Raw genomic sequence first — 22445 nt, 5'->3', positions numbered from 1 at the left:
ACAACGAGGCCCGCCGGCCCATCCTCAAGGCGCTCCGTCCGGGCGGGGAAAGGCGTGTGCCCCGCTGATCCGGAGGGATCGCGGGGCACTGTGCCGGGCCGTCGCCGGAATCGGAAACGGAACCGCTGCCGACCTGTGTGGGGAAGGCGTCAGCGGGATGCGCCGAAGTTCTGCGTCCAGTAGTGGTTCGGCTGGGCGAGGCCCACGCCGATTTCCTTGAACGCGCAGTTCAGAATGTTCTGCCTGTGGCCGGGGCTGTTCATCCAGCCCTGCATGACCTGCTCGGCGCTGCCATAGCCGTAGGCGACGTTCTCGCCGTACGTGCGCCACTCGTACCCTGCGCGCGTGATGCGCTGACCCGGGTCGGACCCGTCGGAGCCGGTGTGCGACATGGTGGAGTGGCTCGCCATGTCCTCGCTGTGGGCCTGGGCCGCCTTGGTCAGCTGCTCGTTCACGGTGAGCGCCGGGCAGCCGACGGCCGCGCGCTCCTTGTTGACGAGCGCGAGGATCTGGGCGGCGGCGCCCGAGGCGGGCGCGGCGGTGGGCGCTGAGGGCTCGGGCGCGGCCGGGGCCTGCGGTTCCGGCCGCGCGGCCGGCGGCGCCGGGGCCTCGCGCACGGGGGCCGGCTCCTGGGCGACGGGCGCGGCGGGGGCGGGAGCGTCCTGTACGACGGGCGCCGCGGGCGCCTCGGGCGCCGTGGGGGCGGCCTCGGCGGCGGTGTGCTGCCAGGCGCGGGACTCGTGCCGCTCGGCGGCCCGGGGGCGGGGCGCGTCCTGCGTGTCGAAGCAGGCCATGGCCGCGGTCGGCACGCCCAGGATTCCCACGGCGCCGACGGCGACGGCTATTTTCCTGTAGTGCGTCTTCTTCTTCCGGTGCTTCTGCATGTGACCTCATTCGGTGATCGCGAAGCTTCCGGCGGCGGTCATGGAACCCGGCGCCGGAGGAGTCGCCATTCTCAGAAGCCCGGCAACGCGCTGGCAAGTTACCCCGGGCCCTTTCCGCGGGAGATCCGGAACGCCGCTTGAAATACGCGGCCGATCATGTATAGCGCTGTGAAACGGTTTTCCGGTCAGCCTGATGGCCTGCCAGGAACTGCTCTGAACAGTGCAGTCCCGGCGCGGGGGCCGACCACCGCGAATTTCTTTTCCGTAAGAGAGGGGAATGTCGCCGCCAAACCGGACAAGTGTTGATATGTCGAGCGCCTGGTTCGGCAAGGGAGCCGGTGCGGCCCGCCGGGGTTCCGTGACGTATGTCACGGAACCATCCGGGCCCTGCCGGGTTTCAGAGGGTTTCGCTGAGGGAGTCCGCCAGGCGCCGGCGGGCCGTGCGGGTCGCCGGGAGGACGGCCGCGGCCGCCGCGCCGAGGACCGCCGCGGCCACGACCGCCGCCAGGACCGGCGGCTGCGGGAGGCGGGCGATGCCGGCGCCGATGCCGCTCGCCGCGGCCTGCAGGTCGACGAGCAGGACGCCGCCGAAGGCGCCCGCCGCCGTTCCCACCAGTGCGGCCGCCAGGGCGGTCAGCCCGGCGGCCGCCACGATCGTCGCACTGATCTGCCGGGGCGTCAGCCCGATCGCCTTCAGCGCCAGCAGGTCCCGGCCGCGGTCCCGGACGCCCGTGCTGACCAGCGTCAGCACTTCCGTCAGCCCGATCAGCGCCAGTACCCCGACCAGGGCGGCGATCACCGCGCGGGCGGACTCCAGGCCCTCCACGGGGCCGGAGGCCTGCCGGACCTCCAGCGTCCCCGCCGCCGCCCGGTCGACGGCGTCCCGGACCTCCCGCGGGTCGGCGCCCTCGCGCAGCACCAGGGCGTGGTGGTCGGGGCGCAGCTGCGGATCCCGTTCGCGCAGCGCGTCCATCGTCGTGGTGATCACCCGGCCGCCGGACTCCGGCTCGATGGTCCGGCCGACGACGTGGAGGATCTGCGGCCGCCCCGCGACGGTCATCCGCACCCAGTCCCCCACCCGCACCCCGAGCAGGTCCAGCAGCCCCTGTCCGGCCACGGCCTCGTCGGGCCCGGCGGCGGCGCGGCCCTCCACCACCGCGGACGGGAACGGCTCCCGGGCCGTGCCCAGCCCGCGGAGCGTGATCGTGCCGGTCTGCCCCGGCACGAGCGCCGCCATCTCGGCGCCCGGGTGGACCGATGCGACGCCGGGTACGGCGGCGAGGATCCGCTCCGCCTCGGCGTCTGACGGCCCTGCGGGCTGCGGGGCCCGTACGGTGAGCGCGGCCGCCAGGCCGACCTGCGCGGGCCGGCTGCGGAACTGGTCCAGCGTCGACCACGCGACGAGGGCGACGGCGACCAGGGCAAGCGGCAGGGCGAGCCGGGCCACCGCGGCGAGCGTCCTGCCGCGCCGCGGGAACGCCGCACGCCAGCCCAGCACCAGCGCGGGCGGCACCCGAAGGCCGAGCGCCCGCCGGCCGAGCGCCGTCATGGGCGCCGCGGACGGCAGCGCCGCCCGCGCCACCGGCACCGGCGGTACGCGCCCGGCCCGCCACGCCGACAGGCCGGTGGCGGCGGCGATCAGCAGCACCGCGCCGCACGGGATGCCGATCATCAGCGCGGTGTGGCCCGGCAGGTCCGGCCACACCTGTGCGGCCTCCCCGATCCGGCCCGGTATCCGGGCGCCCAGCAGGCCGATCGCGGCCGTGCCGAGGGCCACGCCGAGGACGGCGAAGGCCAGGTGCTGCACGAGGAACCCGCGGGTCACCTGTCCGGGCGTGAACCCGACGGCCTTCAGGACGGCGATGTCCCGCAGCTGGCCCCGGACCCGGGCGGCGATCGCCCCGGACGCGGCGAGGGCCGCCGCAGCCAGCGCACCCACCCCGAACACGGCGAAGACCTGCCCGAGGAGCCGGTCGTCCCCGCCCGCCTCGGCCCGCGCCTGCTGCCACTTGGCGACCTGCGCCACCCGGTCCGCGCCGAGGACGGTCACCGCTCGCTGCACGGTGAAGTCGGTGTCGGCGGGGTCCGCCAGGCGCAGCCCGACGCTCTGCCCGACCTGCCCACCCGCGACCGCGTCGAGCGTGGCGGGGGACACCCAGCCGAGGCCGGGCGCGCCGCCGGGGCGGTAGCGGGTCTCGGCGGTCTCGGCGATCCCGGCCACCCGCAGGGCGTGCGGGGCGCCGTCCGGCCCGGCGAGGCGTACGGTGTCGCCCGGCTCGGCCCACAGCGCCCGCGCGAGGGCCCGCTCCAGGACGACGGCGCCGGCGGCCGGGCCGCCGTCCTCGGCCGCGGGCAGCCAGCCGCCTGCGGTGACGAGCGGCCGGCCGGTGTGCGGGGGCTCCGCCCCGGCCGCGCGCAGCGTCAGCGGGGCCCGCGTGCCGCGCGACTCGGCGGTCGCGGCGGCTGTCCGGAACGGCCCCGACAGTGAGGCGACCCCGTCCAGTCCGGACAGCGCCTCCGCGTCGGCGGCCTCCGCGCCGGCCGGGGCGCCGGCCGCGGGCCGGGTGTGCAGCCACACGTGGGCGCCCTGGGACTGGTTGAAGATCCGCTGCCAGGGGTTGGCGGCGTACCCGAACAGGGCCCCGGCCAGCAGCAGGGAGGCGATGATCCCGGCACTGGCGAGGACGACGAAGAGGGCTTCGCCGCGGTGTGCGCGGAAGTCGGCGTGCGCCCAGCGCAGCGTGGCCCGCACGGTCACTCCTTCAGGTCCAGGACGCGGGAGACGCCGCCCGGCTTCTCGCGGCGCCCGCCTCCGAGCTGCGCGTCGTCGGCGATGCGCCCGTCGAAGAAGCTGATGACGCGGTCGGCGGCGCTGGCCATGCGGGCGTCGTGCGTCACCATCACGATCGTCTGGCCGCGCTGGTGGAAGCGGGAGAGCAGGCGCAGCACCTCGCGGGTGCCCTTGCTGTCGAGGCTGCCGGCCGGCTCGTCGGCCAGCAGCAGGGCGGGGTGGTTGACCAGCGCGCGGGCGAGCGCGACCCGCTGCTGCTCGCCGCCGGACAGCTCGCCCGGCATCGCCCGCTCGCGGCCCTCGAGGCCCAGCTCGGCGAGCAGCTCGGCCCGCGAGTCCCGCGCCGCCTTCGGGGAGGCGCCCGCCAGCAGGGCGGGCAGTTCGACGTTGTCGGCGACGGTCAGGTTCGAGACCAGGTTGAAGAACTGGAAGACGACGCCGATGCTGCGGCGCCGCAGGACCGCCCAGCGGGCCTCGCGGAAGGTGTCGACGCGCTGCCCGCCGATCCACAGCCTCCCGCCGTCGGGCCGCTGAAGCCCGCCGATCAGGTGCAGCAGCGTGGACTTCCCCGCCCCGGAGGGCCCGGTGACCGCGACGAACTCGCCGGGCCGGACGGTCAGGTCCACCCCGCGCACCGCGTGTACGGGGGCGCCCTCGCCGCGGTGCGTCTTGGTCAGGCCTTCGGCGCGCACGATGGGCGCGGGCTCGGGCGCGGCAGGAGCGCCGCCGGCGGCGTCGTCGCTCATTCCAGCTCCTCCTGGCAGCGTTCCAGCCAGTCGAGGTCGGCCTGGAGGTGCAGCATGGCGCCCTCGATCAGCAGTTGGGAGATCTTGTTGTCGCGGTCCTCGGAAGCAGCCAGCTTCGACAGGTCCCGCATGGTGTTGAGGTACTGCCGCCGCTGCCGGTTGATCAGCGCGATCGGATCGGCCATCCCCGACTGCGGCGCGAGGGCGAGCTTCATGAAGAACTCGTCCCGTACCCGGGGCTCCTCGGCGGTCTCCTCGAACCAGGCGAGCACGGCCTCGCGCCCGGCGTCCGTCAGCCGGTAGGTGCGCTTGTTGGGCCGGCCCGACTGCTCGACGTCCTCGCCCTCGATCAGGCCGCTTTTCTCCAGCCGGCCGAGGGTGACGTAGACCTGGCCCACGTTTGGCTGAGGGTACGCGGCGCCCAGCAGCTTCTCAAGGTCCTGCTTGAGCTCGTAGCCGTGGGCGGGGCCGCGGGTCAGGAGTGCCAGGAGCGGCAGACGCACGCGCTCCCCCCTCCTTCCCGCACCGTAGCCGACCGTAGACCCCTGCAGCGGTCCGGTGGCACCGCCGCCCGCCCCGCCCTGCCTGGGCGTCTAGTATCGCCCATGCCTAACAGGTATATATAGGCCGTACTGGTCGGCGACGCAGCCGGATCGTGTACTGGGAGGAACCTGTGCGGTGGATGCGTGCCGCGGGCAGGGCTTTCCTGGTCGCGGCGGTGGTGCTCGCGGGGTACGCCGGCTTCGGCGCCCGCGGCGACGCCGGCGCGGACGCGCCGGCCCGCGGGCCCCTGACGCTCGTGACGGCCGGCGACCTGACCGACTACCTCTCCCCGCTCCTCGACGAGTGGAACGAGCAGCACCCCGGCGAGCGCGTCACCCTCGTCGAGCTGCCCGAGTCCGCGGACGAGACCCGCGCCCAGATGACCAGCGAACTGCGCTCCGGCAGCAGCCGCTTCGACGTGCTCAACATCGACGTCGCCTGGACCTCCGAGTTCGCCGCCGCCGGGTGGGTCGCCCCGCTGCCGCGTGACCGCTTCCCGCTGGAGTCCTTCCTGCGCCCGGTCGTCGACACGGCCACCTTCGAGGGCCGGCTGTACGCGGTCCCGTACGTCACCAACGCCGGCCTGCTCTACTACCGCAAGGACATCCTCGACCGGGAGGGGGAGAAGCCGCCGGGCACCTGGGCGGAGCTGGCCCGGCAGGCGGCCGAGGTCGCCCCGCGGCACGGGCTCGACGGCTACGCGGGCCAGTTCCTGCCGTACGAGGGGCTCACCGTCAACGTCACGGAGGCCGTGCACTCGGCCGGCGGGGCCGTCCTGCGCGACGACGGCGCGGAGGTGGCCGTCGACTCGCCCGCCGCGCGGGCCGGCCTGCGGTTCCTGGCCGACGGCGTCCGGGAGGGCTGGATTCCCCGCGCCGCACTCGGCTGGAAGGAGGAGGAGTCCCGGCGGGCCTTCCAGGACGGCCGGCTGCTCTTCCTGCGGAACTGGCCCTACGTGTACGCGGAGGCGAGCGCGCCGGACTCGAAGGTCGCGGGCCGCTTCGGCGCCGTGCCGCTGCCCGGGCCCGACGGGCCGGGAGCCAGCGTCCTCGGCGGCTCCAACCTCGCGGTCAGCAGCCGCTCGCGGCATCCCGCGTCGGCGGCCGACCTGATCTCCTACCTCACCAGCGAACCGGTGCAGCGCAAGGTCCTCACCGAGGGGGCGCTGCCGCCGGTGCGGGCCGCCCTGTACGAGGACCCCGAGCTGGTGCGCGCGTACCCGTACCTGCCGGTGCTCCGCGAGAGCGTGCTGTCTGCGGTGCCGCGGCCCAAGAGCCCGCGCTACGACCAGGTGAGCCTCGCTGTGCAGGCAGTGGCGCAGGACCTGCTCTCGCTGCGCCAGACGCCCGAGCAGGCCGTCGCGCGGCTGGCGCGCGAGCTCGAGGCGCTCACCCGCAAGGGCTGACCGCGGCGGCTGCCGCTGCCGCTGCCGGTGCGGCCGGCGGGCGGCACTCCCCATCTTCCCCACCTCCTCCAGGGCACCTACTTACATGTTAAGTAGGTGCCCTGCGCTTGCCTCTCGGCACATTCATGCCCATACCTGGGCAAAACCCCCCATCTGCAAGCCGGTTTCTGGACACACCGTTGACACCTTCCGGTCGTCGCTACTTAACATGCATGCATAACAGCGCACCTGATCAGGGCGCTCTCGCATTCAGCAGAAACAGGTCGACGCGAGATGCTCAGCACCCTTCCGGCCGACTCCGGCCTCCCCTCCCGCTCAGCCGCCGCCCGCGATGCCTGGTGGCGCGACGCGGTGATCTACCAGGTCTACGTCCGCAGCTTCCTCGACAGCACCGGGGACGGCATCGGCGACCTGGCCGGCGTCCGGGCCGGGCTGCCCTACCTCAGGAAGCTCGGCGTCGACGGCATCTGGCTCAGCCCCTTCTACCCCTCGCCGCAGCACGACCACGGCTACGACGTCGCCGACTACTGCGGCGTCGACCCCGTCTACGGCGACCTCGCCGAGTTCGACCGGCTGATGGCGGACGCCCGCCGCCTCGGCCTGCGCGTCCTCCTCGACATCGTGCCGAACCACTGCTCCAGCGAGCACCCCTGGTTCCGCGAGGCACTCGCCGCCGCCCCCGGCAGCGCAGCCCGCTCCCGCTTCCACTTCGCCCCCGGCCGCGGCCCCGACGGCGCCGAGCCGCCGAACAACTGGCGCGCCATGTTCGGCGGCCCCGCCTGGTCCCGGACCACCGGCCCGGACGGCACCCCCGGCGAGTGGTACCTGCACCTGTTCACCCCCGAGCAGCCCGACCTGAACTGGCGGGACCCGGCCGTCGGCGACGACTTCGAGCAGATCCTGCGGTTCTGGCTGGACCGCGGTGTCGACGGCTTCCGCATCGACGTCGCCGCCGGCCTGTTCAAGCACCCCGAGCTGCCCGACTCCGACGACCCGGAGGCCGACGAGCGGGCCCGCGACGCCGTCAACCAGCTCGCCTGGAACCAGCCCGAGGTCCACGGCGTGTGGCGCCGCTGGCGCGCCGTCTGCGAGGAGTACACCGCCCGCGACGGCCACGAGCGGCTCCTCGTCGGCGAGGTCTCCGTGCCGACCGCCCGCGAGCACGCCGAGTACGTCCGCCCCGACGAGCTCCACCAGGCGTTCTTCTTCGACCTGCTCAGCGCCCCCTGGGACGCGGACGCCTTCCGCTCGACGATCTCCGAGGCGATGCGGGACATCGCCGGCACCGGATCCACCGTCACCTGGGTCCTCAACAACCACGACCAGGTCCGCACGGTCACCCGCTACGCCGGCGAACCCGGCGTCGAGGGCAGCGGGCTCGGGGCCGCCCGCGCCCGCGCCGCCGCCCTGCTGATGCTCGCCCTGCCCGGGGCCGCGTACGTCTACCAGGGCGAGGAGCTCGGCCTCCCCGAGGTCCTCGACCTGCCCGACGAAGTCCTCACCGACCCGATCTTCCGCCGCACCGGCAGCCGCAAGCACGTCCGGGACGGCTGCCGGGTGCCGCTGCCCTGGTCCGGGCACGCCTCGCCGTTCGGCTTCACGCAGGCCGCGGACGGCGCCCGGCCGTGGCTGCCGCAGCCCGAGTGGTTCGCCGAGCACGCCACCGACCGCGCCCTTGCCGACACCCGTTCCTTCTGGCACCTCTACCGCGACGGCCTCCAACTGCGCCGCAGCCTGCCCCAGCTCGGCGACGGCACCCTGCGCTGGCTGGACGCCCCGCCGCAGGTCCTCGCCGTCGTCCGGGGCGACGGCCTGGTCTGCGCCGTCAACTTCGGTAGCGAGCCGGTCCCCGCCCCCGTCCCCGGGGCGCCGCTGCTGGCCAGCGGCCCCTGCCCGGACGGCGTCCTCCCCGCGGCGACCGCCGCCTGGTGGACGGGGGAGTTCCCGGCCCCCTGAACCGGCGCGGGGACGGCCTTCTCTCCCCGCCGGCCGTCCCCGCCGCCTCCCCCCCCCCGCTGTCCTCCCGCCGTCTCCGCCGTCCTCAGCCCGGCCTACCGAAAAGGACCCCGTCATGCGACGACCCGCCAAGACCGCCCGGCGCACCGCGCTCACCGCCGCGACCGCCCTCGTCCTCGCCCTCACCGCTACCGCCTGCGGCGGCGGCACCACCGGCCCCGCGAGCGGCGGCGAGCTCAGCGGCCAGACCGTCACCGTCGCCGGCGTCTGGACCGGCAGCGAGCAGAAGAACTTCAAGAAGGTCCTGGACGCCTTCACCGCCAAGACCGGCGCCAAGACCGTCTTCGTCCCCTCCGGGGACAACGTCTCCACGTTCGTCGGCAGCAAGATCGAAGGCGGCAACGCGCCGGACGTCGTGATGGTGCCGCAGGTGGGCGTCCTGAAGCAGTTCGCCAAGGAGGGCTGGCTCCAGCCCCTCTCCGAGGAGGCCGCGAAGACCGCCGGCGACACCCTCGCCCCCGTCTGGCGCAACTACGGCACCGTGGACGGCACCTACTACGGCCTGTACTTCAAGGCCGCGCACAAGTCCACCGTCTGGTACGCCCCCGACGCCTTCACCCAGGCCGGCGTCACCGAGCCCACGAGCTACGCCGACCTGCTGAAGACCGGCCGCACCCTCGCCGACTCCGGCCGCCCGGCCTTCGCCATAGCCGGCGAGGACGGCTGGACCCTCACCGACTGGTTCGAGAACATCTACCTCTCCCAGGCCGGCCCCGAGAAGTACGACCAGCTCGCCCAGCACCAAATCAAGTGGACGGACGACAGCGTCGTACGCGCCCTGACCACCCTCGGCGAGCTGTTCAAGGACAAGCAGCTCGTCGCCGGAGGCGCCCAGACGGCCCTCCAGACCGACTTCCCCACCTCCGTCGAGCACGTCTTCGGCCCCCAGCCCAAGGCCGGCATGGTCTACGAGGGCGACTTCGTCGGCGGCGTCGCCAAGGACCAGTTCGGCAAGACGCCCGGCAAGGACGCCAAGTTCTTCCCGTTCCCCGCCGTCGACGGCGGCAAGGCCCCCGTCGTCAGCGGCGGCGACGCCGCCGTCGTCCTCAAGCAGGGCAAGAACCCCAAGGCCGGCATGGAGCTCCTCGAATTCCTCGCCGGCCCCGAAGCGGCCGCGATCTGGGCCGGCGCCGGCGGCTTCCTCTCCCCGAACGGCAAGGTCGACCCCGCCGCCTACGCCGACGACACCACCCGCAGCACCGCCCGCTCCCTCGTCGAGGCCGGCGACTCCGTCCGCTTCGACATGTCCGACCAGGCGCCGGCCGCCTTCGGCGGCACCAAGGGCGCCGGCGAGTGGAAGATCCTCCAGGACTTCCTGCGCGACCCGTCGGACCCGCAGGGCACGGCCGCCAAGCTGGAGGCCGAAGCCGCCAAGGCGTACGGGAACTGAGGCACTCCATGGCTCCCACCGCCACCGCCACCGCCCCCGCCCGCGCCGCGGCCGACCCGCGGCGCCGGGCCCTGGCGAGGAAGCGCCGCCTCGCGGTCGCCTTCGTCCTGCCGGCGCTGCTCCTGCTCGGCGCGCTCGTCGTCTACCCCGTCTTCTTCTCCTTCGGCCGCAGCCTCTTCGACGCCAGCGGCGACCGGTTCGTCGGGGCCGGGAACTACACGGCGATCCTCCAGGACCCCGCCACCCTCAAGGCCATCCGCAACAGCACCATCTGGGTCGTCGTCGCCCCCACCCTGCTCACCGGGCTCGGCCTGGTGCTGGCGGTCCTCACCGAGAAGGTGCGCTGGGCGACCGCCTTCAAGCTGGTGCTGTTCCTCCCGATGGCCGTCTCCTTCCTCGCCGCCGGGATCATCTTCCGCCTCGCCTACGAGCAGAACCCGGACCGGGGCGTCCTCAACGCCGTCGCCGTCGGCATCCACGACACCTTCGCGGACACCGCCGCCTACCCCACGGCCCGCGCCCGCGAGGGCCTCGGCCTGGCCGGCGCGCCCGGCGGCCCGTACAGCACCGAGCGGACGGTCCGCCCCGGCGGCTCCGTCGGCCTCGGACTCGTCGGGGTCGGCCCGGACGCCCTGCCCGCGGCCGCGCAGCCGGCCTCGGCACCCGCGGACACCCCGGGCGGCGCGGACGCGATCACCGGCACCGTCTACCTCGACTTCGCGCCCGGCGGCGCCGGCACCCCCGGCACCGTCGACCCCGGCGAGAAGGGCCTGCCGGGCATGAAGGTCGAGGCCGTACGCGACGGCGAGGTCGCGGCGACCGCCACCGCCGCCGCCGACGGCACGTTCCGCCTGGCCGGACTCGCCCCCGGCGACTACACCGTCCGCCTCCCCGCGGCCAACTTCGCCGCCCCCTACCAGGGCGTCGACTGGCTGGGCCCGGCCCTGATCACCCCTGCCGTCATCGGCGCCTACCTGTGGGTGTGGACCGGCTTCGCGATGGTCCTCATCGGCGCCGGACTCGCCGCCATCCCCCGGGACGCGCTGGAAGCCGCGCGGATGGACGGCGCCAGTGAGGGACAGATCTTCCGCAAGATCACCGTGCCGCTGCTCGCGCCCGTCCTCACCGTCGTCTTCGTCACCCTCGTGATCAACGTGATGAAGGTCTTCGACCTCGTCTACATCATCGCCCCCGGACCCGTACAGGAAGAGGCGAACGTCCTGGCCACCCGTATGTGGCTGGTCTCCTTCGGCGGCGGCAACGACCAGGGCCTCGGCAGCGCCCTCAGCATCGTCCTCCTCCTGCTGGTCGTCCCCGCAATGGTCTTCAACATCCGGCGGTTCCGAAGGAGTGGAGCATGACCAGCCACGGCACCATCGAGCGACGCCCCTCCCCTCGGGAGGCGGCGGCCGCCCGCCCCGCCCCGGCCCCGGGCCCCTCCCGGCCGCCCCGCCGGAACCGCGTCTCCCGCCTCCTCGGCAGCGGCCTCGTCCAGGGGCTGCTCGTCCTGGTCGCCCTCGTGTGGATCACCCCGCTCGCCGGCCTGTTCCTGTCCTCGATGCGCTCCGAGGAGGACAACGCCTCCGGCGGCTGGTGGACGGCGCTCGCCGACCCGGCCCAGCTGTCCTTCGACAACTACACCGCCCTGCTCGCCGACTCGGGCATCGCGACCGCCTTCGGGAACACCGTGCTGATCTCGGTACCCGCGACCGCCCTGGTCGTCGGCATCGCGGCACTGGCCGGATACGCCTTCGCCTGGCTGGAGTTCCCCGGCCGGGACGGCATCTTCCTCGTGGTCGTCGGCCTGCTCGTCGTCCCCGTACAGGTCGGACTGCTGCCGGTCGCCAAACTCATGGGCGCGGTCGGGCTGTTCGGCACCGTCGCCGGCGTGGTCCTGTTCCACGTCGCCTACGGACTGCCCTTCGCCATCTTCCTGCTGCGCAACTACTTCGCCGAGATCCCGCGCGAGATGCTGGAGGCCGCCAGGATGGACGGCGGCAGCGAGTGGCGGATCTTCTTCCGCCTCGTGCTGCCCCTGGGCCGCCCCGCCCTCGCGAGCCTCGCCATCTTCCAGTTCCTGTGGGTCTGGAACGACATGCTCGTGGCGCTGCTCTTCGCGGACAGCGGATCCCAGCCGCTCACCGTCGCGCTCCAGTCTCAGATCCGCCAGTTCGGCAGCAACATCGGCGTCCTCGCGCCGGGAGCCTTCCTGTCCCTGGTGGTCCCGCTCGTGGTGTTCTTCGCCTTCCAGCGGCACTTCGTCCAAGGGGTGATGGCCGGCTCGGTGAAGTGACGCCCCCGCGGGGCAGGCCGGGCCGTCCGCCCCATACGCAAGGACCGCAACGCCGTGCGTTGCGGTCCTTGCGTATGCGGTGCGCCCGGGCCGGGGCCTGCCGACCCGGGCGGTGCGGGCCCCGGTGGTCAGCCGGCGCCGCCGCTGCCCCCGTTGCCGCCGCGGCCGCTGGTCTGGCAGCCGGCGCCGACGCAGACGCCGCCGTTGCCGCCCTTGCCGCCGTTCCCGCCGTCGCCGCCGGGCGGGGCCGCCCCGCCGTTGCCGCCGTTGCCTCCGTTCACGCTGCCGTGGCAGGAGCCGACGCAGACGCCGCCGTTGCCGCCGTTCGTCCCGTTGGCGCCCGTACCGCCGTCGGTGCCGTTGCCGCCGTTGGCGCTGCCGTTGCAGCGGCCGACGCAGACGCCGCCGTTGCCGCCGTTGGTCCCGTTGACGGTCCCGTTGCAGTTGCCGACGCACACGCCGTCACCGACCCGGACGGTCCCGTTGCCGAGCTTGACGCTGCCGGTGCCCGTCTTGCCCTTGCCGATGACCTGGCCGAGGCCGAGACCGCGGTTGCCCGTCGAGCGGCTGTCACCGGGGGCGGGGGCCGTCGTCCCGGCCTCGGGCGCCTTCACCGGGGCTGCCGAGGCGGCGGGCGCCACGGCGCCGGCACCGATCAGGGCGGTGGAGACGACGAGTCCGAGTCGGAACTTCCAAGAGCGCATGTGCATGGGATTTCTCCTGCCGGTCCTCAGTGCTGTCCGGGCGGCTGTCGGTCGGGGTTCGGTCGGGGGGCGGATTTCCGGGATGTCAGGGGCAGAAGGGAGTGGCGCCGTTCATCAGGGCGATCCAGTTGCCTTCGAGGTAGTGCTTCTTCCAGGTGTCGAGCTGCTGGACGGGGATGTCGTACTGCCGGGCGATGTCCTTCTTGCGGGTGTCGGTGCCGTCGGCGAGGAGGGCCATGACGATGTGGACCTTGTCGGCGGGGTTGAGCTGGTCGGCGGGCTTGTCGGGGAGGGCTTCGAAGCGGAAGCAGCCGGGCTGTCCGGGCTTGCCGGGCTCGCCGGGCCGTCCGGGGGCGCCGCCCTTGCCGCCTTCGCCCCCCTTGCCGCCTTCGCCGCCGGCGGCGCAGTACGGGGGGAGCTGTCCGGCGGTGGCGGGCGTGGCGGGGGGCGGGGCGGCGTGGGCGGAGCAGGCCGTGCCGGTGAGGAAGGCCAGGGAGGCCGCCGCGAGGATGAGGGGGCGGTGCCAGGAGCTGGTGGACATGGGGTTCTCCGCCTCGGGGAAACGGGTGGGTGGGTGGGGGTGGGGCGGGGTGGAGGCCGGGAGGCCTGCACCCCGCGGATCGGGTCGGGCTCGGTTCGGGCGGGGGTCAGAAGATGCTGCCGCCTCCCTTGCCGCCGGCGCCGCCGAGGCCGCCGAAGATGCCGAAGCCGCCGTTGCCGCCCTTGCCGCCCTTGCCGCCCTGGAAGATGCCGAAGCCTCCGGAGCCGCCCTTGCCGCCGTCGCCGCCCTTGAGGACGCCGTCGCCGCCGCCACCGCCGCCGCCGCCGTTGCCGCCGACGGCTCCGGACCCGCCGTTGCCGCCGTTGCCGCCCTTGCCGCCGATGACGCCTTCGCCGCCGCCGCCACCGCCGCCGCCCCCGCCGCCGGAGAGGACGCCGTTGCCGCCGTTGCCGCCGTTGCCGCCCGCGCCGCCGACGCCGGTGACGCTGCCGCCGCCGGAGCCGCCGGAGCCGCCCCCGCCGCCGACCAGGCCGCCGCCGCCGTCCCCGCCGTCGCCTCCGGCGCCTCCGGCGGCCGGCAGTACGGACGCCACCTGGGCGGGCATCGGGGCGGCCGAAGCGGTGGCCGCGGGCAGGAGGACCCCGCCGGTGACGACCGCGGCCGAGGCGACCAGCGTCGCGAGGCGGAGGCCGCGCCGCTTGGGACGCATGCTGCTGGTGTGCGTGGTGTTGCTGTGCGTGGTGCGGTTCATGGGATTCTCCTGCGGTTCGATCCGAAAAATCGGATGGCGTGGGATGCCTTCTCGGTGCGGCCCTTGCGGGGAAGGGGGTGTTTCCCGGCCTTGCGGGGTATTTCCCTTGCTCCGGTGGGGGGGGCGCACAACCAGTAGGCCCGAGACGGCCCGCCCCGGACACGTTCCGGAAACTCGGGGCTTGACACTGCCGCGACGCCGGGCAGAATCCCGCCGCCCCCTCGCCGCCCGGGCCCTCGGCTTGCGGGTGCTTCCACCGAGCCGACGCGGCAGCCTCGGGCGGCAACTCCCCTTGCCGAATGCGCCCGTTGCCGAACAGACTGCCCGGGTCAGGAGATCGGCAAGGACTGGCGGAAGCGGCTGCACGCGATGCTCCACCCCGGGACCCCGGACACCCGGGCCGGCGCCGGGCAGCCTGCGGCGGCGCCTCGAGGCCGGCGGAGGCGAGCGGCCCTTCCGGGACGTCGGGGATGTGCCGGCGGCGGGCGGTCCGGCTTCCGTCCGAGCTGCTCCGGGGCCGCCTGGTCCGGGGTTGCGCCGCAGCCGGGCCGTCCGGCCGCGGGCAGGCAGCACGCCCGCGCAGTGCACGGGGCGGAGGCGCGGCGGATCGCCGCGGCTCTGCTCAGGCGGTGGGGGTCGTGGCCGTGCCGAGGGAGTCGGCGGCCAGGAACTTCGGGGCGCTCTCCTCGTAGAAGACGTCGACCGGGCCGAGCGCGAACCCGGCCGCCCCGACCATCTCCGCCGGGCGGCGGGTCAGGTGGCAGCCCCCGAACAGGCGCTGCTGGAGCGGGTCCAGCCGGCGCTGGCGGCGGCGCACGTGCTCGTCCGCGGCGGGTGCCAGGCCGTGCTCAAGGAAGTGGAGGGTGCCGCCGGGCTTCAGGACGCGCAGCACCTCCCGCAGGGCGGCGTCGGCGTCGGGGATCGTGCACAGCGTCCACGTCGACAGGGCGGAGTCGAAGGTGCCGTCGTCGAAGGGCAGGGACTGCCCGTCCAGGCCGGCCCGCCGCACCGGCACCCGGGAGTTCCCGACGCGCTTGCGGGCCAGCCGCCAGGCGGTGTCCGACGGCTCGACGGCCGCCACCTCGGTCACGGACGGGGGATAGAACGGCACGTTGAGGCCGCTGCCGAAGCCGATCTCCAGTACGCGGCCCGTCAGCCCGGCGCACACCCGGGCGCGCAGCGGCCGGGACGCCTTCGCCCCGCACGCCGCGTTGACGATGCGCGGCAGTACGTGGCCGGTGTAGAAACCCATGGCAACCTCCGCTCCCGCCCCAGGATGGCACCGCGGCCGGCCCGCCGCCGCCGCGACACGGCGGTGCGGCGGCCCGGCCGCGGCTCCTGCTGCTACCGGCCGTCCTGCGGAGCGTCCTGCTGCTGCGGCGGCTCCGGCGCGGTGGCCGGTGCCGCCGGGGGTACCGCGTGGCCGGCGAGGAGGGCCTCCGCGAGGCCTTCGCGGCGGATCCGCTGGTCCGTGTAGAGCAGGCCCGCGACCAGCTGCATGAAGCCGATCTGGAACAGCTGCCCGGCGATCCCGCCGGCCAGGGTCACCAGGACGGCGACGACCAGCACGGTGATCGCGCCTGCCGCGGAGACGCCGTCCTCGGCGAGGGCGATGGCCGGCACGATCACGAACGACCCGATGAGATTGAACGGCAGCTGGATCGCGTAGCCGATGGCGCCCGCCAGCAGGGCGCCGACGAGGGTGATGCCGAAGACCCGCCACCAGTCGCCGCGGACCAGGGCGGTCGAGCGGCGCAGCGCGGCGACCGGGCCGGCGTCCTCCATGACGACGGCGGCCGGTGCCAGCCCGAACCGCACGCTGAGCCAGACGGCCACCGGGAAGGCGGCCAGCATCCCGAGGACGAGGGGCACCAGCAGGGCGCCCGGGGCGGCCTCGGAGGCGGTGGCGACGGCCAGCGGCGCCCACACCGCCACGACGGCCAGCACCGGGAGCCCCGCGATCAGGTAGCCGAGGAACATCGCGCCGGCCATCGCCGGGGCCCGCCGGAAAGCGACCCGCCGCACGGCGGCGAACGTGGTGGGACCGCCGGACACCGCCTCCTTCAGCACGGCCAGACAGGCGGCGGAGATCACCGCCATGCCCAGCATGCCCAGCACGGCGAGCGCCACGAACAGGACGGCGGCGGCCACGAGCAGCGGCATGACGTGCTCACGCGTGGGGGCCTCGCCGTACGGCGCGTCGAAGACGGGCTCCAGGTGCGGGAAGACGGCGGCCACGGAGGCGGCCGCGACGAGGCCCATCGCGAGGAGGAGCACTGCCTGGACGAGCAGTGCGACGCCGGCCATCCGCTTCCAGTGGAGGCGGAGGGTGGAGAACGACCCGGTGACGATGTCGCCGAGGGCGAGCGGCCGCAGGGGTACCACGCCCGGCTGCGGCGGCGGGGGCGGTCCCCAGCCTCCCCAGTGCGGGGTGCCGCCCCCGCTGCCCCCGTATGCTCCCGGCCAACTGCTCTGCGTCATGCACGTGCTCCGTAGCTCGTCCCCGTTGTCAGTGGGGACAACCTATCTCGCAGGTCAGGGGCATGACACCCGGGAATGGGTCGGGGGCGGGCGCACCGGCGGCGCGCGCGGCCGGAACGGCGCGGATGTCCCGGCTGTGCCCGGCCGCCTCCGGCGACCGCCCCCCACGGGGTATACGTCCCTGGGGGCGTCCGGGATCCGCCCGCGACGCCCGCGGAGGGAGTGGTGGCCCGTGGAGCGGACGACCTGCTGCGTGGTGGGCGGCGGCCCGGCCGGGATGGTGCTGGCCCTGCTGCTGGCCCGGGCCGGGGTGGAGGTGACGGTGCTGGAGAAGCACGGGGACTTCCTCAGGGACTTCCGCGGCGACACCGTGCACCCCACGACGCTGTCCCTGCTGGAGGACATCGGGCTCGCCGAGCGGTTCGCCCGGCTCCCGCAGCGGCGCGTGACGACCGTCCAGCTGCCCCTCGGACCGGACCGCACGCTGGTCACCGTGGGCAACATCGGGGCGCTGCACGGAAAGTACAACTACATCGCGATGGTGCCCCAGTGGGACCTGCTCGACCTGCTCGCGGACGAGGCCCGAAAGGAGCCGTCGTTCCGCCTGTGGATGGACACGGAGGCGGAGTCGTTCCTGGTCGAGGGCGGCCGGGTCACGGGCGTCCGCTACCGCACCGCGGACGGCGCGGCCGGCGAACTGCGCGCCCATCTGACGGTGGCCTGCGACGGCCGCGGTTCGCTCGCCCGGACCCTGCCGGAGCTCGGCCTGCAGGACTTCCCCTGCCCCATGGACGCCTGGTGGTTCCGGCTGCCGCGCCGCGAGGACGACCCCAGCGGGCTCGTCGGCGGGCTGGGGGAGCGGTTCTTCAGCGCGCTCATCGACCGCGGCGACTACTGGCAGTGCGCGGCCCTCATCCCGAAGGGCGCCGATGCCCGACTGCGCGCCGAGGGCCTGGACCCGTTCATGGAGCGGTTCACGGGGGCGGTGCCCTGGCTCGCGGACCGGGCGCACGCGGTCGCCTCCTGGGACGGCGTCAAACTCCTCGACGTCCGCCTCGACCGGCTGCGCCGCTGGCACCGCCCGGGGCTGCTGTGCATCGGGGACGCCGCCCACGCCATGTCGCCCGTGTTCGGCATCGGCATCAACCTGGCCGTGCAGGACGCCGTGGCGGCCGCCCGCCACCTGGTGGGGCCGCTGCGCGAGCACCGGGTGGGCCTGTACGACGTACGCCGCGTGCAGCAGCGCCGCCGGCCCACCACCGTGGCCGCGCAGGGCCTCCAGCGTGCCGCCCACGCCAAGGTCATCGGGCCGCTGCTGGCCGGCCGGTCCGCGTTCGACGACCCGCAGCGCGCCGCCCGGCTGGCCTCCCTGCTGACCGAGAGCCGGCTGAACCGGCTCCCGGCGTACTTCCTCGCCTACGGGGCCCTGCGCGAGCGGCCGCCGCGGGAGGCGCTCCGCTGAACGGGGCGCGCCGGAGCCCCTGCCGTCCCCACCGGGCGGTCAGGGGTTCCGGAGGCGCCCGGTCATGCGCCGGTGCGGCCCGCGTTGAGGTCGATCTGGCCGAAGAGGAGGGCGTACCCGGCAGGGAGGCTCCGCAGGATGCGGGCGAGGAGGTCCGGGCCGGCGAGGCGGGCGACGACGGACAGGACGGCGCCGGTGTCCCAGCGGGCGGTGGCGGGGCTGGTGCCGGAGCGGGCGGCGATGTCCTTGACGAAGCCCCATCCGCTCAGCTCCTCGTACGAGGGGACCTGCGCGGTGAAGGCCAGCGCGGCCTGCAGGGGCAGCCGGGCGGCGAGGTCCGCCCGTTCACCGCCGGTCAGCCTGCGGCCGAGCGCGGCCAGCACGCGCTCGACGGTCTCGGCGGCGCGCTCGGTGCCGGAGTAGGCGCCCTCGTACCGCACGGCTTCCAGCATCTGCTCGTAGGTCATGTCCGGGGCCGGCCGGCGGAGGACTGCGGGCTGGTCGAACACGGTGTATGCCTTCCTTTCGGGTCGCGGTGGCTACGGTCCGGAAAGCCGGCCGACACAGGCGCGGGGAGGGTCGGCCGGTCGGGGGAGGGCGGGCGGCGCCGCAGGATTCAGCTGCTCAGCTGCTCAGCTGCTCAGCTGCTTGTGCTCGCCGCCGCCGATCGTGATCTTCCGCGGCTTGGCGCGCTCGGCGATCGGGATGCGCAGGGTCAGGACGCCGGCCTCGTACGCGGCTTCGATGCGCTCGGTGTCCAGGGTGTCCGCCAGCATGATCTGCCGGGTGAAGACGCCGAGGGGCCGCTCGGAGAGTTCCATCTGGGCCCGGTCCGACCGCGGTGCGGGCCGCCGCTCGGCCTTGACCGTCAGCATGTTCCGCTCGACGTCGATGTCGATCGCGTCCCTGGCGACGCCCGGGATGTCGAAGGCGACCACGTACGCGTCGCCGTCCCGGTAGGCGTCCATCGGCATCACGGACGGCTTGGACCACGTGCCCGGACCCGCGAGCTGCTGGGTGAGGCGGTCGATCTCACGGAAGGGGTCGGTGCGCATCAGCATGGGGACACCTCCTGGTTGCTCGGAAACGGCTGCCAGTGCGCTGCGGCCCTGTTGTAGCATGTCGTCGAAACGATGACAACACGGCACTTCGCCGAATGGATGACATGAAAGATGTCAGCGGCCGGATGACGCATGGGGCTGGTGGGGAGCTGGTGCCAGAGGGGCCGGAGCGGCGCGGCCGTGCACGCGGTCGGCGGCATCCGCCGGCCGCGTGCACGTCCCTGCTGAGGGGAGGCCCGGTCAGTGCCGGTGCCTGAGGGCGTCCTTCCCCTTCTCCTTCGCCAGCCGGGCCTTCCCCCGGAGCTGCAGGGCGCCGCCCTTCATGGTGGTGGACCTGTCGCCGATCGCATGCCCGACCTTCCGCATGGTCTTGCCGACGACCTGTTCCGTCTTCGCCTTCATCTTCTCGCGGGCGCTCATGCCGGCCCCCTTCTCCTCGGGTCCCGTGCTCATCCCCGGTCCGCCCCGCGGGTCCGGCCGGCTTCCAGGCGGGGCCAGTCCGCGAGGTCCCGGAGCAGCTGCCGGTCGTGCGTCGCGGCGACGACCGCGGCGCCCGTGCTGCGGACCGCCTCGGTGAGCTCTTCGACCAGTGTTGCCGACAGGTGGTTCGTCGGCTCGTCGAGCAGCAGCACGTGCGGCCGCCCGGCCAGGGCCAGTGCGAGGTCGAGGCGCCGCTGCTGCCCCTGCGACAGCCGCCCGGCCGGGGTGCGCGCCGCATCGGCGTCGAGCAGTCCGAGTGCGGCGAGGGGGACGGCTTCGGCGTCGCGCAGCACCCCGCCCGCCACGAGCCGGCCCACGCGGCGCGCGTACAGCTCGCGGGCGGTGAGCCGCGGGTCCGCCACCGCCGTCTCCTGGGCGACCAGGGCGGTCCGGGTGCCCGCGGCCCTCACGACGCGGCCCCGCGTCGGCTCGACCGCGCCGGCCAGGACGGCCAGCAGCGTCGACTTCCCGGCGCCGTTCGGCCCGGTGACGAGCAGCCGGTCCCCGCCGTCGAGCACGACGTCGACCGGGCCCGCCAGCCGTCCGGCGACGGCCACGCCGTGCGCCCGCAGCCGCGGCGTCCCCCTCCGGCCGCCGAGGTGCGGCCATCGGAGCACCGGCGGGGGCGGCGGCACGTCCACGCGGTGCGCGTCGAGCGCCTCCTGCTGCCGGTTCAGGGCCTGGACGACGCCCGGGGCCCGGGACTGCCGCTGGTGCCGGCCCGTGCCCTTGTCCGGACGCCACCCGGTGGACAGCCGGTCGCGGGCCCGGGAGACGGCCTCCTGCAGCCTGCGGTGCTCGGCCTGCTGCTCCTCGTGGTCCTGCTCCCACCGCTGCCGCTCGCGGCCGCGGGCCTCCTGCCAGGCGTCGTACCCGCCGGCGTACAGGCGGGGCCTGCCGTCGCGCGCCGGGTCGAGGTCGAGAAACCGGTCGGCGACGTCCCGCAGCAGCGCCCGGTCGTGGGTGACGAGTGCGAGGGCGCCGTCGTGCGCGCGGAGCCTGCGGGTGAGGAAGTCCAGCCCGTCGGCGTCGAGGTGGTTCGTGGGCTCGTCGAGGAGCAGGACGTCGTACCGGGCTCCGAGCAGGCAGGCGAGACGGACCCGGTAGCGCTGCCCGACCGACAGCGCCGCGAGCGGCCGTTCGCGGTCGGTGCACGCGCCGAGGGCCTCCAGGGCGGTGTCGACGCGGCGTTCGGCGCCCCAGGCGTCGAGCCGGGTCGCCGCGTCGAGCGCGGCGGCGTACCGGTCCTCCGCGCCGGGGCCGCCGTCGCCGAGGGCGAGGGCAGCCGCGTCCAGGGCCGCGAGCGCGGCGAGAGGCGCGGCCAGCGCCTCGGCGGTCAGCGTCCCGACGGTGTCCGCGCGGCCTGCGGTGAGCTCCTGGCGGGCCAGGCCGATGGTGCCGGCGCGGTGCACGGTGCCCGCGTCGGGCGGGAGCAGTCCGGCCAGGACGTGCAGCAGGGTGGTCTTGCCGCGGCCGTTCTCGCCGACGACGGCGACCCGCGACCGGGCGGAGACGGTGACCGAGACGCCGTCCAGCACGCGGCGGTGCCCGCGCGTGACGGTGACGCCCTCGGCGCGGACGTGCGCACTCCCGCCGGAGCCGGCGGGCAGGGGCAGGGCCAGGGGAAGGGCATGGGGCAGGGGGGTGCGGTGGTTCAACGGATGCTCCGCGGCTCGCGAGGTGGAGCCGGGCAGCGGGCTGCGGCCGCCCGGCGGGAACCGGTACGGCGAGCGCGGGGGTCCGCAAGGGATCAGGGCGCCGCCGTCAGCGGGCGGATCGCACCTTCTGGGACCAGATGCCTGAAGCCATGCCGCCACGGTAGCAACGCCGCGGACCGGATGCCCACGCGTTTTCCCGCCGGGCGGACCGGGGCCGGCCACCGGCGGCCGGGGGTCAGCGCGGCCGGCGGCCGAGGGCGCCGCGCAGGGTGGTCCCGTACCGGGTGCGCAGCCGGCGCAGCTCCCACGCGGACAGGGCGGTGACCGAGAGCGGCGCGCCCGCGAGGAACGCGAACCAGACGGCCTGCGGGGCGTTGACCGGAGGCCCGTCGACGGCCTGGAGCACGGACATCACCAGGACGACCACGGGGGAGAGCAGCGGCGGCAGCACCTCGTGGACGTCGGCGGTGCGGAAGGCGTGGTGGACGCACAGCACCGAGGAGGCGAGGAGGAACGGCAGCAGGAAGAGGCTGCCCAGCTGGAACAGCAGGCCGAGGAGGAAGCCGGTGTCGCCCGCACCGGCGAAGAGGGTGTTCCGCAGGTCGGGGCGGAGCGCGAACCACTGGAGGCCGGCCGTGGCGATCAGGCAGCCCCACGCGGTGAGCGGGCCGCCGAGCCGCCGGCGGTACCGGGCGCGCAGCGGCGGGCGGGCGGCCGCCAGGAAGGCCGCCACCGCGAGCGGGCCCACGACAGCCAGCACGGCCGCACTGATCAGCAGGTCGGTGAGCCTGTCGTCGACGACGGCCTTGGCCTCCTCGCGCAGGGTGAACGCGTAGAACAGCCAGGCGGTGGCGGCGAGTCCGACACCGGTCCGGGCGAGCGCGACCCCGCGGACCACGGGGTCGGCGAGCCGGTCCGCCCGTCCGGGCCGGTGCACGCGGGCGGCGAGGACGAAGGGGGCCGCCAGGACGGTCACGCAGCCGTGGCGGCGGTCGCCCGCCCCGTCGGAGGGCACCCCCGGCCCCGCCGCCCCCGGCCGCACGCCCGTCCGCTGTCCGTACCCGCCCTGCCGTGCCACGTCCTTCTCCCCGCCCCGCCACAGTCAAGATCAACAGCAGCAGACTGTACCTCCCCGTCCGTACGGCGGCCCGAACCGGCCTGTGGCGCACGGGAATTGGCGGGGGTGCGCAGTGACCGGTTTCGGTGCTGCGGGCGACCCGCCCCGTCCGCAACACTGGTCGCGGAAGACTCGGACACCCCGCACGCCCCGTGGCGACG

General features: G+C 74.9%; 20 protein-coding genes. 6 read left to right on the top strand and 14 right to left on the bottom strand.

From position 1 onward, the window contains the following. Nucleotides 1–149: 149 nt before the first annotated feature. The 4 genes from MUK52_RS01100 to MUK52_RS01085 all read right to left on the bottom strand — a co-directional run bounded on the left by MUK52_RS01100 (nucleotide 150) and on the right by MUK52_RS01085 (nucleotide 4924). A complete protein-coding gene (locus tag MUK52_RS01100; RefSeq protein ID WP_284574188.1) occupies nucleotides 150–884 on the bottom strand; it encodes a CAP domain-containing protein in 735 nt (244 codons plus the stop codon). A gap of 397 nt (nucleotides 885–1281) precedes the next feature. Further along, complete coding sequence (locus tag MUK52_RS01095; RefSeq protein WP_284574185.1) at nucleotides 1282–3636, bottom strand: ABC transporter permease; 2355 nt, start codon at nucleotides 3634–3636, stop codon at nucleotides 1282–1284. Between the two features lie 2 nt (nucleotides 3637–3638). Then, nucleotides 3639–4421: an ABC transporter ATP-binding protein gene (locus MUK52_RS01090; protein ID WP_114055707.1), complete on the bottom strand. Its 783-nt coding sequence runs from the start codon at nucleotides 4419–4421 to the stop codon at nucleotides 3639–3641. After that, nucleotides 4418–4924 carry a PadR family transcriptional regulator gene (locus tag MUK52_RS01085; protein WP_114055708.1) on the bottom strand — a complete coding sequence of 169 codons (507 nt, stop codon included), beginning with the start codon at nucleotides 4922–4924 and terminating at the stop codon, nucleotides 4418–4420. The genes MUK52_RS01090 and MUK52_RS01085 overlap by 4 nt, the downstream gene beginning before the upstream one ends. Before the next feature lie 170 nt (nucleotides 4925–5094). Between MUK52_RS01085 and MUK52_RS01080 the strand changes: the two genes are divergently transcribed. The 5 genes from MUK52_RS01080 (at nucleotide 5095) to MUK52_RS01060 (ending at nucleotide 12068) form a co-directional block, all read left to right on the top strand. Continuing rightward, entirely contained in the window at nucleotides 5095–6369 is a 1275-nt protein-coding gene (locus MUK52_RS01080; RefSeq protein ID WP_284574183.1) for an ABC transporter substrate-binding protein, read from the top strand. Between the two features lie 273 nt (nucleotides 6370–6642). Further along, nucleotides 6643–8325 carry a glycoside hydrolase family 13 protein gene (locus MUK52_RS01075; RefSeq protein WP_114055710.1) on the top strand — a complete coding sequence of 561 codons (1683 nt, stop codon included), beginning with the start codon at nucleotides 6643–6645 and terminating at the stop codon, nucleotides 8323–8325. A gap of 115 nt (nucleotides 8326–8440) precedes the next feature. Then, complete coding sequence (locus MUK52_RS01070; protein ID WP_284574182.1) at nucleotides 8441–9775, top strand: ABC transporter substrate-binding protein; 1335 nt, start codon at nucleotides 8441–8443, stop codon at nucleotides 9773–9775. Between the two features lie 8 nt (nucleotides 9776–9783). Continuing rightward, nucleotides 9784–11136: an ABC transporter permease gene (locus MUK52_RS01065; protein WP_284574180.1), complete on the top strand. Its 1353-nt coding sequence runs from the start codon at nucleotides 9784–9786 to the stop codon at nucleotides 11134–11136. Continuing rightward, nucleotides 11133–12068, top strand: coding sequence for a carbohydrate ABC transporter permease (locus tag MUK52_RS01060; RefSeq protein ID WP_114055713.1), 936 nt, complete (start codon nucleotides 11133–11135; stop codon nucleotides 12066–12068). Before MUK52_RS01065 ends, MUK52_RS01060 begins: the two co-directional genes overlap by 4 nt. A 128-nt stretch (nucleotides 12069–12196) precedes the next feature. On the opposite strand, the gene MUK52_RS01055 is transcribed toward MUK52_RS01060, so the two are convergent. The 5 genes from MUK52_RS01055 to MUK52_RS01035 form a co-directional block, all read right to left on the bottom strand. Further along, on the bottom strand, nucleotides 12197–12778 hold the full coding sequence (locus tag MUK52_RS01055) for a hypothetical protein (protein ID WP_284574177.1): 582 nt from the start codon (nucleotides 12776–12778) through the stop codon (nucleotides 12197–12199). A gap of 79 nt (nucleotides 12779–12857) precedes the next feature. Further along, nucleotides 12858–13313, bottom strand: coding sequence for a helix-turn-helix domain-containing protein (locus MUK52_RS01050; protein ID WP_284574175.1), 456 nt, complete (start codon nucleotides 13311–13313; stop codon nucleotides 12858–12860). 106 nt (nucleotides 13314–13419) lie between these two features. Then, nucleotides 13420–14025: a hypothetical protein gene (locus tag MUK52_RS01045; RefSeq protein ID WP_284574173.1), complete on the bottom strand. Its 606-nt coding sequence runs from the start codon at nucleotides 14023–14025 to the stop codon at nucleotides 13420–13422. Nucleotides 14026–14647: 622 nt separating this feature from the next. Further along, on the bottom strand, nucleotides 14648–15277 hold the full coding sequence (locus MUK52_RS01040) for a class I SAM-dependent methyltransferase (RefSeq protein WP_284574171.1): 630 nt from the start codon (nucleotides 15275–15277) through the stop codon (nucleotides 14648–14650). A 92-nt stretch (nucleotides 15278–15369) separates the two neighbouring features. Further along, nucleotides 15370–16410: a DUF7847 domain-containing protein gene (locus tag MUK52_RS01035; RefSeq protein WP_284574167.1), complete on the bottom strand. Its 1041-nt coding sequence runs from the start codon at nucleotides 16408–16410 to the stop codon at nucleotides 15370–15372. A gap of 328 nt (nucleotides 16411–16738) precedes the next feature. Between MUK52_RS01035 and MUK52_RS01030 the strand changes: the two genes are divergently transcribed. After that, nucleotides 16739–17968 carry an FAD-dependent oxidoreductase gene (locus MUK52_RS01030; RefSeq protein WP_284574165.1) on the top strand — a complete coding sequence of 410 codons (1230 nt, stop codon included), beginning with the start codon at nucleotides 16739–16741 and terminating at the stop codon, nucleotides 17966–17968. A 62-nt stretch (nucleotides 17969–18030) separates the two neighbouring features. Here MUK52_RS01030 and MUK52_RS01025 read toward each other — a convergent pair whose 3' ends face one another. From MUK52_RS01025 to MUK52_RS01005, 5 genes are all read right to left on the bottom strand, one after another. After that, complete coding sequence (locus tag MUK52_RS01025; RefSeq protein ID WP_502963529.1) at nucleotides 18031–18477, bottom strand: DUF2267 domain-containing protein; 447 nt, start codon at nucleotides 18475–18477, stop codon at nucleotides 18031–18033. A gap of 123 nt (nucleotides 18478–18600) precedes the next feature. After that, nucleotides 18601–19029: an Hsp20/alpha crystallin family protein gene (locus MUK52_RS01020; protein WP_114055719.1), complete on the bottom strand. Its 429-nt coding sequence runs from the start codon at nucleotides 19027–19029 to the stop codon at nucleotides 18601–18603. Nucleotides 19030–19269: 240 nt separating this feature from the next. Continuing rightward, nucleotides 19270–19482, bottom strand: coding sequence for a CsbD family protein (locus MUK52_RS01015; protein WP_284574162.1), 213 nt, complete (start codon nucleotides 19480–19482; stop codon nucleotides 19270–19272). Then, nucleotides 19479–21167: an ABC-F family ATP-binding cassette domain-containing protein gene (locus tag MUK52_RS01010; protein ID WP_284574160.1), complete on the bottom strand. Its 1689-nt coding sequence runs from the start codon at nucleotides 21165–21167 to the stop codon at nucleotides 19479–19481. Before MUK52_RS01010 ends, MUK52_RS01015 begins: the two co-directional genes overlap by 4 nt. 235 nt (nucleotides 21168–21402) lie before the next feature. After that, nucleotides 21403–22245, bottom strand: a complete 843-nt coding sequence (locus MUK52_RS01005; RefSeq protein ID WP_284574159.1) for a hypothetical protein — start codon at nucleotides 22243–22245, stop codon at nucleotides 21403–21405. Nucleotides 22246–22445: the final 200 nt, after the last annotated feature.

The organism is Streptomyces sp. 2P-4 (assembly GCF_030167965.1).
In the GTDB taxonomy this organism is placed as follows: domain Bacteria; phylum Actinomycetota; class Actinomycetes; order Streptomycetales; family Streptomycetaceae; genus Streptomyces; species Streptomyces globosus_A.
Note: the sequence above shows the minus strand (reverse complement) of the source record. Positions and strands in the feature narration are given on the sequence as shown.

Coding starts and splice junctions, on each gene's coding strand:
- MUK52_RS01020 (WP_114055719.1), bottom strand. CDS start 19,029: ATGCTGATGCGCACCGACCCCTTCCGTGAGATCGACCGCCTCACCCAG.
- MUK52_RS01075 (WP_114055710.1), top strand. CDS start 6,643: ATGCTCAGCACCCTTCCGGCCGACTCCGGCCTCCCCTCCCGCTCAGCC.
- MUK52_RS01100 (WP_284574188.1), bottom strand. CDS start 884: ATGCAGAAGCACCGGAAGAAGAAGACGCACTACAGGAAAATAGCCGTC.
- MUK52_RS01040 (WP_284574171.1), bottom strand. CDS start 15,277: ATGGGTTTCTACACCGGCCACGTACTGCCGCGCATCGTCAACGCGGCG.
- MUK52_RS01070 (WP_284574182.1), top strand. CDS start 8,441: ATGCGACGACCCGCCAAGACCGCCCGGCGCACCGCGCTCACCGCCGCG.
- MUK52_RS01065 (WP_284574180.1), top strand. CDS start 9,784: ATGGCTCCCACCGCCACCGCCACCGCCCCCGCCCGCGCCGCGGCCGAC.
- MUK52_RS01045 (WP_284574173.1), bottom strand. CDS start 14,025: ATGAACCGCACCACGCACAGCAACACCACGCACACCAGCAGCATGCGT.
- MUK52_RS01055 (WP_284574177.1), bottom strand. CDS start 12,778: ATGCACATGCGCTCTTGGAAGTTCCGACTCGGACTCGTCGTCTCCACC.
- MUK52_RS01015 (WP_284574162.1), bottom strand. CDS start 19,482: ATGAGCACGGGACCCGAGGAGAAGGGGGCCGGCATGAGCGCCCGCGAG.
- MUK52_RS01060 (WP_114055713.1), top strand. CDS start 11,133: ATGACCAGCCACGGCACCATCGAGCGACGCCCCTCCCCTCGGGAGGCG.
- MUK52_RS01090 (WP_114055707.1), bottom strand. CDS start 4,421: ATGAGCGACGACGCCGCCGGCGGCGCTCCTGCCGCGCCCGAGCCCGCG.
- MUK52_RS01050 (WP_284574175.1), bottom strand. CDS start 13,313: ATGTCCACCAGCTCCTGGCACCGCCCCCTCATCCTCGCGGCGGCCTCC.